The 12,106-nt window shown below is 72.4% G+C and carries 13 protein-coding genes; 4 read left to right on the forward strand and 9 right to left on the reverse strand.

What is annotated here, in order from left to right; genetic code table 11:
• Positions 1-2 precede the first annotated feature (2 nt).
• Entirely contained in the window at positions 3-1,286 is a 1,284-nt protein-coding gene (locus ACZ516_RS09335; protein WP_469009346.1) for a saccharopine dehydrogenase family protein, read from the forward strand.
• A 36-nt stretch (positions 1,287-1,322) separates the two neighbouring features.
• Here the strand turns inward: ACZ516_RS09335 and ACZ516_RS09340 are convergent, their stop codons facing one another.
• Positions 1,323-1,898, reverse strand: a complete 576-nt coding sequence (locus ACZ516_RS09340) for a CGNR zinc finger domain-containing protein (RefSeq protein ID WP_358700182.1) — start codon at positions 1,896-1,898, stop codon at positions 1,323-1,325.
• Positions 1,899-2,001: 103 nt separating this feature from the next.
• On the opposite strand from ACZ516_RS09340, the gene ACZ516_RS09345 reads away from it, so the two are divergent.
• A complete protein-coding gene (locus ACZ516_RS09345; RefSeq protein ID WP_469009348.1) occupies positions 2,002-3,174 on the forward strand; it encodes an epoxide hydrolase family protein in 1,173 nt (390 codons plus the stop codon).
• Between the two features lie 65 nt (positions 3,175-3,239).
• On the opposite strand, the gene ACZ516_RS09350 is transcribed toward ACZ516_RS09345, so the two are convergent.
• The 5 genes from ACZ516_RS09350 to ACZ516_RS09370 form a co-directional block, all read right to left on the reverse strand.
• Entirely contained in the window at positions 3,240-3,629 is a 390-nt protein-coding gene (locus ACZ516_RS09350; RefSeq protein ID WP_469009350.1) for a hypothetical protein, read from the reverse strand.
• A 368-nt stretch (positions 3,630-3,997) separates the two neighbouring features.
• Positions 3,998-4,399 (reverse strand): hypothetical protein, encoded by a 402-nt coding sequence (locus ACZ516_RS09355; RefSeq protein ID WP_469009352.1) that lies wholly within the window; start codon positions 4,397-4,399, stop codon positions 3,998-4,000.
• Between the two features lie 215 nt (positions 4,400-4,614).
• Positions 4,615-5,517 (reverse strand): GNAT family N-acetyltransferase, encoded by a 903-nt coding sequence (locus ACZ516_RS09360; RefSeq protein WP_469009353.1) that lies wholly within the window; start codon positions 5,515-5,517, stop codon positions 4,615-4,617.
• Between the two features lie 300 nt (positions 5,518-5,817).
• The gene (locus ACZ516_RS09365) at positions 5,818-7,272 is read right to left on the reverse strand and encodes a glyceraldehyde-3-phosphate dehydrogenase (RefSeq protein ID WP_358589550.1); all 1,455 of its coding nucleotides are present in this window, start codon (positions 7,270-7,272) and stop codon (positions 5,818-5,820) included.
• An 80-nt stretch (positions 7,273-7,352) separates the two neighbouring features.
• A complete protein-coding gene (locus tag ACZ516_RS09370) occupies positions 7,353-8,042 on the reverse strand; it encodes an endonuclease V (RefSeq protein WP_469009355.1) in 690 nt (229 codons plus the stop codon).
• A gap of 122 nt (positions 8,043-8,164) precedes the next feature.
• Here ACZ516_RS09370 and ACZ516_RS09375 point away from each other — a divergent pair, with 122 nt between their 5' ends.
• Positions 8,165-8,464 carry a YciI family protein gene (locus ACZ516_RS09375; protein WP_358589555.1) on the forward strand — a complete coding sequence of 100 codons (300 nt, stop codon included), beginning with the start codon at positions 8,165-8,167 and terminating at the stop codon, positions 8,462-8,464.
• Positions 8,465-8,502: 38 nt separating this feature from the next.
• Here ACZ516_RS09375 and ACZ516_RS09380 read toward each other — a convergent pair whose 3' ends face one another.
• Positions 8,503-9,609, reverse strand: coding sequence for a WD40/YVTN/BNR-like repeat-containing protein (locus ACZ516_RS09380; RefSeq protein ID WP_469009357.1), 1,107 nt, complete (start codon positions 9,607-9,609; stop codon positions 8,503-8,505).
• 213 nt (positions 9,610-9,822) lie between these two features.
• Here ACZ516_RS09380 and ssgD point away from each other — a divergent pair, with 213 nt between their 5' ends.
• Complete coding sequence (ssgD, locus tag ACZ516_RS09385) at positions 9,823-10,239, forward strand: spore wall synthesis regulator SsgD (RefSeq protein WP_358584906.1); 417 nt, start codon at positions 9,823-9,825, stop codon at positions 10,237-10,239.
• Positions 10,240-10,318: 79 nt separating this feature from the next.
• On the opposite strand, the gene ACZ516_RS09390 is transcribed toward ssgD, so the two are convergent.
• Together ACZ516_RS09390 and nadE are read right to left on the reverse strand one after the other, a co-directional pair.
• Entirely contained in the window at positions 10,319-11,152 is an 834-nt protein-coding gene (locus ACZ516_RS09390) for an isocitrate lyase/PEP mutase family protein (RefSeq protein WP_361082325.1), read from the reverse strand.
• Between the two features lie 82 nt (positions 11,153-11,234).
• Positions 11,235-12,089: an ammonia-dependent NAD(+) synthetase gene (gene nadE, locus ACZ516_RS09395; RefSeq protein WP_358584910.1), complete on the reverse strand. Its 855-nt coding sequence runs from the start codon at positions 12,087-12,089 to the stop codon at positions 11,235-11,237.
• Between the last annotated feature and the right edge of the window lie 17 nt (positions 12,090-12,106).

Raw genomic sequence — 12,106 nt, forward strand, 5'->3', positions numbered from 1 at the left:
TCATGACCGGTCAGCACGGCGAGAACGGCGGGAGCAAGGCGGCGGACGGCGGGCAGGGCCCGCCGAGCGGTGCGAAGGAGGCACCGAGCGGCGCGGGCGAGGCGGGCGCGAAGGACGATCGCGCGTACGACATCGTGCTCTTCGGCGCGACCGGCTTCGTCGGGGTGCTCACCGCGGAGTACCTCGCCAGGCACGCGCCCGAGGGGCTGCGGTGGGCGATCGCGGGGCGCGACACGGGCAAGCTGGAGCGGCTGCGCGAGCGGCTGGCCTCGATCGTCCCGGCGTGCGCGGGGCTTCCGCTGGTGCGCGCCGATGTGGCGGACCCCGCCTCCCTGCGGGAGTTGGCCGCTCGGGCGCGCGTGGTCGCCACGACCGTCGGCCCCTACCTGACGTACGGGCAGGAGCTGGTCGCGGCGTGCGCGGACGCGGGCACGGACTATGTGGACCTCACGGGTGAGCCCGAGTTCGTGGACGTGATGTACGCGCGGCACGACGCCCGCGCCCGGGAGACGGGCGCGCGGCTCGTGCACTCCTGCGGCTTCGACTCGGTCCCGCACGACCTGGGGGCGTACTTCACGGTGGGGCAGCTGCCGGAGGGGGTGCCGCTGCGCGTCGACGGGTTCGTGCGGACGAACGGGCGCTTCTCCGGCGGCACCTTCGCGTCGGCGCTCCATCAGTTCGCCCGGGGGCCGCAGATGATGGCCGCCGCCAAGGAGCGGCGGCGCCTCGAACCGCGCCCGGCGGACCGCAAGGCGTACGCCCCGCCGAGCGCTCCGCGGTACGCGGGGGAGGTCGGCGCGTGGGCGCTGCCGCTGCCGACGATCGATCCGCAGGTGGTGCGGCGCTCGGCGCGGGCCCTGGAGCGGTACGGGCCCGACTTCCGCTACCGCCACTACGCCGCCGTGCGGACGCTGCCGATGGCTCTCGGCGGCACGGTCGCCGTCGGCGGCCTGGCCGTCGCCGCGCAGCTGCCGCCCGTCCGGCGGTGGCTCTCGGACCGGCTCAAGCCCGGTGACGGGCCCCGGCAGGATGTGCGGGACAAGGCGTGGTTCTCGGTGCGGTTCGTCGGCGAGGGCGGCGGCAAGCGGGTCTTCACCGAGGTCGCGGGCGGTGATCCGGGGTACGACGAGACGGCGAAGATGCTGGGCGAGTCGGCGCTGTGCCTCGCGCTGGACACCCTGCCGCCGGTCGCCGGGCAGCTCACCACGGCCGTGGCGATGGGCGACGCGCTGCTCGCGCGACTGCGGGCCGCGGGCCTCACCTTCCGGGTGGCCTCGGTGCGCTAAGCTCCCGCGAAAGTCCTGGTCATGCCCCCGAGGCCCTCATCGAGGGTCTCGGGAGTTCTTGCGTTGACCGGCGTTGAAGCGCGCCTTCTTCTGGCGATTCCCACAGGTATTCATGTCGCACCATTTACGCGTACGGCTCCGACTGGTGTCGAAGAAGGCGGCCCGGCAGGTCGGCGATGCGCACAAGGCCAGTCTTCCGTCTCGTGCGCCGGCGATGACGCTGATCGCGTCGGCGGCGATCACGCCGAGGGCGTCCGCCACGCAGGAGGCCGAGCCGAGCAGCCAGCGCCGCTCACCCTCGGGCGTCAGGACGGCCGCGGCCCGGCCTTGGGCGCTGCGGTCATTGATGACCTGGACAGCGGGGGCGGGGAGAGGCTCCTGGAGCGCGCGCGCCGTCGCGGCGGCGTGGATCGACTCCCGCAGTTCCCGGGCGAGGTCCAGCTGCGCGGGGGTGCAGGACGGCACGGCGAGACCGCTCACCGTCAGCCAGTCGACGAGTCGGTGCGGCGTGGGAATGCGCTCCACCGCGTTGCCGTGACGCTCCGACAAGGTCCCCGTGAAGCTGGTCGCCAGCACGTCACCGAGGCGGAAGTCAGGGAACTCAGCAGGCATGGAACCACCTTAGCCGGTTGCGCGTCGACAGGTCGGCACGGTAGAACCGTCTTAGCCGGTTCACACCTGTTCGTGGCCGGCTCCGCGACGGCCAGGAGGTCTCATGTCCCGTCCGACCAACGACGTCCAACCGTTCGAGGCCCGTGCCACTGATGCCGAACTCGACGATCTGCGCGCACGACTGGCCTCGGCGCGACTGCCGGAGCCCGAGACCGTCCGCCGCGCCGCGCCCGGTCCTCGCCGATGGGAACAGGGCGTTCCGCTCGCCGCCCTCGTGGACGTCGTGAACTACTGGCGCACCGCGTACGACTGGCGGGCGTTCGAGGCGCGCCTTGACCTGATCGGCCAGTTCCGCACGGTCGTCGACGGTCTGGGAATCCACTTCCTGCACCGCCGATCGACGCGTGCGGACGCCACTCCCCTGCTCCTGACGCACGGTTGGCCGGGCAGCGTCGCCGAGTTCGTCGATGTCGTGGACGAACTGGCGGAGCCAAAGGAGGTGGACGCGCCGGCGTTCCACGTCGTGGTCCCGTCACTGCCCGGCTTCGGTCACAGCGACAAGCCGGCCACCACCGGGTGGGGGACCGAGAAGATCGCGGCCGCGTGGGTGGAACTGATGGGCAGGCTCGGCTACGACACGTTCGCGGCCCACGGCGGCGACTGGGGAGGTGTGATCACCACGATCCTCGGCGGCAGGTTTCCGGAGCGGGTACTCGGCATCCATACGACGCTGGCGCAGGCACCGCCCGGGTTGTCGACGGACGGGCTGACCGCGGGCGAGCGCGAATGGACCGAGGAGACCCGCTATTTCTGGCACCACCACACGGCGTACGCGAAGCAGCAGGCGACCCGGCCGCAGACCATCGGCTACTCGCTCGTCGACTCACCGGTCGGGCTTCTCGCCTGGATCCTCGACAAGTTCGCCGAGTGGTCGGACACCGAGGACAGCCCGTTCGAGACGATTTCCCTGGACCGGCTTCTCGACAACGTCACCCTGTACTGGCTGACACGGACGGGCGCGTCGGCGGCCCGGATCTACTACGAGAGCCACGACTCGCTCGACCCGGAGCTTCGGGTGGACGTCCCGTCGGCGATCACGACGTATCCCCGCGACATCGAGAAGTATCCGCGCGCGTGGGCCGAGGAGCGCTTCCGCCAGATCGTCCGATGGAGGTCGCCCGCAACCGGGGGGCATTTCCCGTCGCTTGAGGTCCCCGAGTATTTCGTCGAGGATCTGCGGGACGGCCTGGCGGCGGTGCTGGCCGCTCGTCGGTGAACGCGGCCGGGTGCCGGCACTCGATCACCGCCTGGTCCCGTTCCGCGCGTCAGTAGTTGCTCGTCCTATCGGGAACGGTTGTACACCTGCGCGGGGGTGGTGCCGTCCCTGTCGTCGCGCCGGAGCCTGTCCTCGCCCATCAGGGTCAGCGTCGACGGTCCACCGGGCGTACACGCCGAGGGCGGTTTGCCGGACGTCACCGTCGAGCTGCTCAACCTGACGACGCCAGAGGTGACGGAGTCCAGTCTCGCTTCGAATACACAGCGGTATGCGCCGCCCCCCTCCTTTCTCCCGACTGCCGTCAGGGTCATCACCGTCTCGTCCACGTATCCCTGCCGGATCACCATCTTCCGGGTGTGGAGCCCCTCCCCGTTCTCGACGGTCGTCTCCCAGGTACCGAGGTACTCCTTCGGCAGAACGCCGGCCGGCTGGTGAACCGGGGGCTGCTCCGCCACGCTCAAGCCCCCCTCATGGTGGACGTAGGCGCCCAAGGCAACGGCCGTGACGGCGGCAGCCGCGGCCAAGACCAGTCCACGGCGAGGCCGTTCCCTGACCGGGGGCCGTCCCGGCGCCGCTCCCAGGGTCACCAACGGGGACGGCGCGGACCGTGTGAGGCGACCCGCGCTCTCCCCTTCCACCTTCCGCGCCGCCGCCTCGGCCGTCGCGTCCACGGGCAAGCGGTGCGCACGGATGCCGATGATCGCGGCGGCGGCCCTGCGCGTCAGCGTGAGGCCCTGCGCGAGGGGCAGGGCGCGAGCGTGGCTCGGGCGCCGGTCGACCCCGATCGCGGCCGCGGCCGCGCGACGGAGCAGCGTGGGCCGGGTCATTCCGTGCCGCTCCGGCCAGCGGCCGGACGCCGGGAGACAGGCCGCTCGGCCGGCGGCCCGGTCACCGGCGGTGGGGCGTCCTGCGGCGGGGGGACCTGCGGCGGGGCGCCCTGCGGTGCGTCGGGGGCCCCGATGAGGACTCCCGCCAGCCGGGTGTGCTTGAGCTGGACGAGGATCAAGGGCGCCGACGCCCCGACGGCGAACGTCGCGAAGCCGCCGTCGATCTGCCCCCAGGCCGCCATGAGCAGGGCCACCCCGGCTCCCATCACCATGTGCACCACGGCTGCGATGCTCTGGCCCGCGACATCGTAGTAAGCGCCGAAGGCAGGAGGCGGTCCCTCGGTCTCGGGCTGCTCGGAGAGCCGGAACTCCTGCCGTCGCAGGAGCCATTCGGTCATGCAGTCATAGGCGTGCACGACTCCACGCACCGCTCCGCCTGCCGCCCCGATCAGAAGCAGACTCGCCGTGTCCACGTGCCCCCAGTCCATGCAGTAAGACTCAGACGGTCGACACAGAAGGCTACGGCCCACCCTCCGACAAGAGAAGCCCACCCATGCCGACAAGGGGCCCGGCCTTTCCCCGGACCGGGCCCCCCGGCGTGTGCTGTACCTCGCTAGGCCGCTTGGCCCGTCGTCGGGTGGAAGTTGATGCGTTCCCTGACGACGGGGAAGCCGGCCTTGGCGAAGTTCGCGGCCATGGGGAAGTTGCCCTGGTCCGTCGCTCCGGTGACGAACTCCGCGCCCTGCTCGACGAGCAGGTGGGTGCACTCCGCGAGGAGGTCGTAGGCGTAGCCGTGACCGCGCTGTTCCGGGACGACGCCGATGAAGCCGACGGTCGGGCCTGAGGGGTTGTGGGCCGGGATGTGGATGCCGGCCAGGTCACCCTCCGGTGTGTGCGCGGTCTGCCACCACTCCCGTGGGGAGGGGCACCAGTGGAAGAAGTCGAGTTCCTCCTGGGCCGCCTGGTCGAGGCCGCCCTCTTCGATGGCCCTGAGCGCGTGGGCGTCCAGGGTGACGGAGTGGATGCGGCGCAACGCGTCGAAGAACACGGCGTCGTCGGGTTCGGCGCTGAAGCGCAGGCGTCCGGGCCGCTCGGGCAGACCTCGTTCCGGGGTCCAGCGGTACAGGAAGCGCTCCACCAGGAGTTCGTACCCCGCGGCCCGTGCGGCGGCGAAGCGCGCCTCGGCGGCGGCCCGCAGGTCGGTCTTCTCCCGCCAGCCGCCCGGCAGGTTGATCTCGAGTTCGACCTGCCGGGGAGCGGAGCGCAGGAGCTCGGCCCCGGCCTCCTCCTCGCCCTCGGCCACGTCGAACCAGTTGATGTTCATGGGCTGCGGGTCGTCGGGGCCGCCCCACCACGCGCCGCGTGCGACGACCTCGCCGTCGCGCAGGGCGACGCGCTTCCAGTCGGGGCGGAACCGGGTACGCCGGTGGCCCTCACGGGCGCCCAGGGGGTCGGGGAGTGCGTCGAAGAGATGAGCGTCGCTCGCGGTGAGCGCGCGGATGACCACTTCGGTCATGGATTCCTCCGGGATACAGGCTGCTTGGAGCGCTCCCGGTCAGAACTCACGAACCACGCCGGGACAGCGGAAAGAGGGAGCGCTGGAAAGGTGTGAACCGCACGGCACTCGCCTCCTTCCATCCGTCTCAGGGCGTGGAACCACACCCTAAGCGGTCCCCCGCGAACCCGTCCACGGATTTCCTCGCGCCCCGACCCGCGAACCGGGTCTGGCATGTGTGGGCGCGGCGACACGGGCTGAAGCCCACCGCGCCTCCGCCGCCGCGAGCGGCGACGGAGGCGCGGGGCCATGGGCTCGGGATCAGGCGACCGGCACGGGATATGTCGGGTACTCCACTCCGGACACGTGCTGGACGACCCGGATGACCTGGCAGGAGTAGCCGAACTCGTTGTCGTACCAGAGGTAGAGGATCGCGCTGTCGCCGTCGACCTTGGTGGCGCCCGCGTCGACGATCGAGGCGTGGCGCGAGCCGATGAAGTCGTTCGAGACCGCGTCGGGAGCGCTGGTGAAGTCGATCTGGCGCTTGAGCGGCGAGGTCAGCGAGACGTTGCGGAGGTAGTCCAGGACCTCCTCGCGGGTGGCCTCGCGGCCGAGCGTGAGGCTGAGGATCGCGATCGAGACGTCCGGCACCGGGACCCGGATCGAGCTGCCGGTGATCGGCGCCTTCAGGTCCGGCAGCGCCTTGGCGACGGCGGAGGCCGCACCGGTCTCGGTGATCACCATGTTGAGCGGCGCCGAGCGGCCGCGGCGGTCGGCCTTGTGGTAGTTGTCCAGGAGGTTCTGGTCGTTGGTGAAGGAGTGGATGGTCTCCACGTGGCCGCGCAGCACGCCGTACTCGTCGGCCATCGCCTTCAGCGGCGGGACGATCGCGTTGGTGGTGCAGGAGGCGCAGGACAGGATCCGCTCGTCCGGCTTGATCGTGTCGTGGTTGACGCCGTGCACGATGTTGGGCACGTCGCCCTTGCCCGGGGCGGTCAGGACGACCTTGTCGACACCGGGGCGCAGGTGCTTGGAGAGGCCCTCGCGGTCACGCCACTTGCCGGTGTTGTCGATGAGGATGGCGTTCTTGATGCCGTACGCGGTGTAGTCGACCTCGGTGGGGTCGTTCGCGTAGATCACCTTGATCTCGTTGCCATTGGCGATGATCTTGCTGTTCGCCTCGTCGACGGTGATGGTGCCCTGGAACTGGCCATGGATGGAGTCGCGGCGCAGCAACGACGCCCGCTTCACGATGTCCTCGGCGGCCCGCTCCCCTCCCCCGCGCACGACGATGGCGCGCAGCCGCAGGCCGTTGCCGGAGCCGGCCTTCTCGATGAGCAGGCGGGCGACGAGGCGGCCGATGCGGCCGAAGCCGTAGAGGACGACGTCGCGGCCCTCGCGGCACTCGATCTTGTTCTCGCCGGTGGCGCCGGCGACCGCCTCCGCGGTGAACTCGGCCACCGACAGGCCGCGGTCGTCGCTCTTGTACGTCGCGGCGAGCATGCCGATGTCGATCTGGGACGGGCCGAGGTCCAGCGCGGTGAGAGCCTGCAGGAAGGGCAGCGTCTGGGTGACCGACAGCTCCTCGCCGGCGATCTGCCGGGCGAAGCGGTGGGTCTTGAGGATGCTGACCACCGACTTGTTCACCAGGGAGCGGCTGTGCAGCAGGACCGTCACGTCCCGCTCGCGGTGCAGCTTCCCGATGATCGGGATCATCGACTCCGCGATCTCCTCGCGGTTCTTCCAGTTGGTGAACGAGTCGTCGTTGACAGTCACAGGTTTCTCTTTCGAGCTAGGCGGCGCTCATATGCTAACCCGCTCGTCTTTTGATCTTTCACCCGGTCGCTCCACCGCTTTCACCTGGCCGTTTCCCGCAAAGCGGCCCGGCAGAGCGCGTCCGCGCGGCGGGTGGTCTCCGGCAGCCGGTACCGGGGCGTGAGCCGTAGGGCGTGGGCGCACGCCCCGGCCTGCGTCACCCGGTGGCCGGCCGAGACGAACACCGGCTTCACGCCCTCCCGGGTGCGCAGCGCCCGGCCCACCTCCTCCGTCCCGTCCAGCAGCGGTGAGCTGCTGCCCCGGGGTGCGGCCGGAGCCTCGTACGAGAAGGTGAAGGGGTTCTTCGCGACGCCCATCGTCGCCAGTCCCGTCAGGACGCCGAGGTGGCTCGCGAGGCCGAAGCGGCGCGGGTGGGCGACGCCGTAGCCGTCGCAGACGACGAGGCCGGGGTCGACCGTGAGCCGGGAGAGGGCGGCGAGCACGGCCGGGATCTCCCGGAAGGCCAGCAGGCCCGGCACGTAGGGGAAGGCCACGGTGCCGACCGCCGTCGCCTCCTCGACCACGTCGAGCGTCGCCGCGTCCAGCACGACCACGGCGGCCGCGACGACGTTCCGCTCGTCGTCGTAGGCGACGTCCACCCCGCTCACGTGTCCGGTGCCGGGCGGCGGGCCCTGCTCGTCGAGGACCACGCGGGCGCGCAACTCGTCCTGGACGGCGCGCGCCGCCGCCTCGTCGGAGGGCCAGTCGGCGGGAAGTGAGTAACTGATCATGATGCGCGTCAGCCTAGGGCGTGTGGTGAAAGTCCCGTCTGCCTGGCGACGCCTGGCACGCGCCCTAGTGGGGCGCCGTTCCGGGCCGACCGGAGCCGCAGGACGGGGGTAGCCTCGCGATCATGTTCATTCTCGAATTGACCTACACCGCGCCCCTGTCCGCCGTCGACGAGCAGCTGGCCGCCCATGTGGCGTGGCTCGACGAGCAGTACGCGGCGGGGACGTTCATCGCCTCCGGGCGCAAGAATCCGCGCGACGGCGGTGTGATCATCGCCGTGGCGGAGGACCGCGCGCGGATCGAGGAGATCACCGCCGCGGACCCCTTCGTCGTGGCCGGGGTGTGCGCGTACCGGATCACCGAGTTCTACGCGACCAAGACGGCCCCGGAGTTGGCCTCGTACCGCGAGCAACTGCCCGCGTAGCCGCGTCCGGGGCGGCCCCGTCAGCGCTCCGGGCGGGTTCAGCGCTCCAGGCGGGCGACGCGCCCCTTCTCGCCGGACGCCCAACAGCCCCCGTCCCGGGCGCAGTCCACGGTGTCGAACGACCCGGGGCCGACCGTGCGCCAGGTCCGCCCGGCGTCCGAGGTGAGGTCCGTGCCCGTGGGGCCGACCGCGAGGGCGGTGGTGCGGCTGTGCGGCAGCCAGGCCACGCCCGAGCGGTAGGCGGGCGGCGGCCGCCCGGCCGGGGTCCAGGTGCGGCCGCCGTCGCGGGTGTGCGCCGCCGCCTTCGGCGAGGCCTGGTCGGGGCGGTAGTCGCCGCCGACCGCGATGCCGTGCGTACGGTCGCGGAAGGCGAGCCCGAAGACACCGCGGGCCGGGTCGCCGGCGGGGATCGGCGCGTCGGTGGCCCGCCAGGTCAGGCCCCGGTCCGCGGAGTGCAGGACGCGCGCGCGGTCCGCGCCGCCGGTGGCCAGCCACACGTCGCGCGGCCCGGCGGCCACCAGGCACTGGCCGCTCGCCGCGAACGCCGCCTCGCCCTCCTGCGCCCGGGGCATGCCCGTGTTCGGCAGCACCTTCCAGGAGCGGCCGCCGTCGGCGGTGGACAGGACGCGGTACCTGCCGTCGACCGGGTCGCTCAGCGCCAGGCCGTGGCGGGGGTCGAAGAAGGTCACACAGTCGTAGAAGGCCTTGGGGTCGGTGTTGCGGAAGGACTCCGTCCAGGTCGCGCCGCCGTCGTCGGTCCGCAGCACCCTGGACGCCTCGCCCTCACCGATGGCGAGGACGACCGCCCGCCGGGCGTCGAAGGCCTCGACGTCCCGGAGTTCGAGCGCGGCGCCGCCCGGTGGGGAGACATCGCGCCAGGTCCTGCCGCCGTCCGACGTGCGCAGCACGGTCCCCTTCGAGCCGGCCACCCAGGCCGTGTCCCGGCTGACGGCGGCGAGGCCCCGGAAGCGGGCGTCGGTGCCGCTGTCCTTGAGCTGCCAGCTCGGGGCCCCTTTCGGCGTCTGCCCCGGGCCGTCCGGCCGGGCGGTGGCGGGCCACGCGAGGACGCCCGCGGCGAGCGCCGCCGCGCACACCGCCGTCGGCACCGCGCGCCTCATCGACTTCGACTTCCCCATGGGCCTCATGGCGGGCGAAGCTAGCCGACGCGCTGCGGCTCGTCCAGATGGCCTGAAGGCGTCCCCCGCAGGACGGGCGGCGGGAACCGCGGGCGCTCCCACGGTGTCGCGGTGACAGAGGTCACTCGGTCTCACCCTCCTCGCGTGTGCACGGAACCCGTCTTTCCGTCGTCTATCCAAGTGCCGACCCCAGTCGTCCAGCAGTCAGTGAGGGAGCAGGCGTTGTCCACCGTCATCGAGCAAGCCGTAGAGGCCCGCCTGGTCGCCACCGCGCCGCGGATGCCGACCATTCCCGCGACACTCCACTACGACCGGCGGGACCCCTTCGCCGTGCGGATGAGCTTTCCCGCTCCCGCGACCCTGGAGGGCGTCGAGGTCTACTGGACCTTCGCCCGCGAGCTGCTCACCGACGGCGTGGAGCGCGCGGTCGGCCACGGCGACGTGCGGGTGCGCCCGTACGGCTTCGACCGCACGGTCCTGGAGTTCCACGCGCCCGAGGGCACGGCGATCGTCCACATCCGCACCGGGGAGCTGCGTCACTTCCTGCGCCGTACGACGACGCTGGTGCCGGTCGGCCAGGAGCACCGGCACGTCGATCTGGACCAGGACCTCGCGGAGCTGATGCGGGACGCGTGCTGAGGGAGGGACACGCGCCGGCCTCCCTCAGCCGGCAGCCCCGGCCCGCACCCCCTCGGGCCTGCCCCTCCCCTGCGCTCCCTCAGCCGCCGAGCAGCGTGTTCAGCTCCCCGTAGTCGAGCCCGCCCTCCAGCGGGCCGTACGTCCCCTTCGCCAGCAGTTCCAGCGCGGCTTCCCGTACGACGGCGTGCGCGGCCTGGGCGATGCGCGCGCCGGTGCTGACGCGCGCGACCCCGAGCGCGGCGAGCTCCGCGACGGACGGCGCTCCTGGCCCGGCCGTCACGTTGAGCGGGCCCCCGACGCCCGCGACCAGCGCCGCGAGCGTGTCGGGGTCCGCGACGCCCGGCACGAAGATCCCGTCGGCCCCCGCCGCCAGATAGGCGGCGGCCCGCTCCAGGGTGAGCGCGAGCCGGTCCGTCTCCTGGCCCACCGCGCGCAGATACGTGTCCACGCGCGCGTTGATGAACAGCGGGACCCCCGCCGCGTCCGCCGTCTTGCGGGCCGTCTCGATCCGCGCCGCCTGGTCGGCCGACGCGCGCAGCGGCGCGGCGCCCTCGTACGCCGCGTCCTCGATGTTCACGCCCACGGCGCCCGCCGCGAGGACCCCGCGCACCGTCTCGGCGACGCCCGCCGCGTCCGTGGCGTAGCCGCTCTCGATGTCGGCGCTCACGGGCACGCCCACCGCCGCGGCGATCGTGGCCACGGCCCCCAGGGCGCGGTCCCTGCCCAGCCGGTCACCGTCCGCGACGCCGAGGTCCCAGGCGACGCCCGCGCTGGTGGTGGCGATCGCCCGGGCGCCCGCCGCCTCGATGACCCGGGCGCTCGCGGCGTCCCAGGCGTTGGGCAGCACAAGGGGGCGGCCCGCGGTGTGCAGGGCGCGGAAGGCGAGGGCGGCTTCACGAAGGTGCGTCGTCATGCGGCGTACTCAACCAGCGGCCCTGACCGGTGTCCGGCGGAAATCCGACATCATCGTGACGTGCCGGGGGTGTCCCCGGGATTCAGGGCGCGATCGGCAGTTCCCGCTTGTGCGCGGTCAGCCGGTAGCGCTGGATGATCTTGGCTGCGACGGTCTCGTCGACCGGCTCGCCCTCCAGGAAGGCGTCGATGTCGTGGTACGTGACGCCGAGCGCCTCTTCGTCGGACAGACCCGGGTTCAACGACTCCAAATCCGCCGTCGGGACCTTGTTCACCAGGGCGTCCGGTGCGCCCAGCTCCCGTGCCAGGGCGCGGACCCGCCGCTTGGTGAGGCCGGTGAGCGGGACGACGTCCGCGGCGCCGTCGCCGAACTTGGTGAAGAAGCCGGAGGCCGCCTCGGCCGCCTGGTCGGTGCCCACCACCAGGCCTTCGTGCGCCCCCGCCACCGCGTACTGGGCGATCATGCGCTGGCGGGCCTTGATGTTGCCGAGGACGAAGTCCTGGTGGTGGGCGTCCCGGAAGAGGGCGCCGCCCGTCACCACGGCCTCCAGGGCGGCGTCGGAGGCGGGCTTCACGTCGACGGTGAGGATCTTGTCCGGCCGGATGAAGTCCAGTGCCACCTGGGCGTCGTGCTCGTCGGCCTGGGCGCCGTAGGGCAGCCGCATGGCGAAGAACGTCGCCTCCTGCCCCGAGTCGGCGCGGACCCGCTCGACCGCGAGCTGGCACAGCCGCCCCGCGGTCGTGGAGTCCACGCCGCCGCTGATGCCGAGCACCAGGGAGCGCAGGCCGTTGGAGGTCAGCTGGTCGGCCAGGAAGGCCACGCGGCGCTCGATCTCCTGTCGCACGGCGAAGTCCGCGCTCACCTGGAGGGCCCGGGCGATCTCCTGCTGCGCGGAGGCGGTCTCCTGCCGCGGGGAAAGGGACGCACGGTCGGTCATGGTCGCTCCTGCTGTCG

The organism is Streptomyces sp. NPDC034037, from assembly GCF_055575715.1.

Excerpts from the sequence above, each read along its gene's own strand:
- ACZ516_RS09375 (WP_358589555.1), top strand. The coding sequence starts at position 8,165 with ATGTTCATTCTCGAATTGACCTACACCGCGCCCCTGTCCGCCGTCGAC.
- nadE (WP_358584910.1), bottom strand. The coding sequence starts at position 12,089 with ATGACCGACCGTGCGTCCCTTTCCCCGCGGCAGGAGACCGCCTCCGCG.
- ACZ516_RS09390 (WP_361082325.1), bottom strand. The coding sequence starts at position 11,152 with ATGACGACGCACCTTCGTGAAGCCGCCCTCGCCTTCCGCGCCCTGCAC.
- ACZ516_RS09370 (WP_469009355.1), bottom strand. The coding sequence starts at position 8,042 with ATGATCAGTTACTCACTTCCCGCCGACTGGCCCTCCGACGAGGCGGCG.
- ACZ516_RS09380 (WP_469009357.1), bottom strand. The coding sequence starts at position 9,609 with ATGAGGCCCATGGGGAAGTCGAAGTCGATGAGGCGCGCGGTGCCGACG.
- ACZ516_RS09335 (WP_469009346.1), top strand. The coding sequence starts at position 3 with ATGACCGGTCAGCACGGCGAGAACGGCGGGAGCAAGGCGGCGGACGGC.
- ACZ516_RS09345 (WP_469009348.1), top strand. The coding sequence starts at position 2,002 with ATGTCCCGTCCGACCAACGACGTCCAACCGTTCGAGGCCCGTGCCACT.
- ACZ516_RS09340 (WP_358700182.1), bottom strand. The coding sequence starts at position 1,898 with ATGCCTGCTGAGTTCCCTGACTTCCGCCTCGGTGACGTGCTGGCGACC.
- ACZ516_RS09360 (WP_469009353.1), bottom strand. The coding sequence starts at position 5,517 with ATGACCGAAGTGGTCATCCGCGCGCTCACCGCGAGCGACGCTCATCTC.
- ACZ516_RS09355 (WP_469009352.1), bottom strand. The coding sequence starts at position 4,399 with ATGACCGAATGGCTCCTGCGACGGCAGGAGTTCCGGCTCTCCGAGCAG.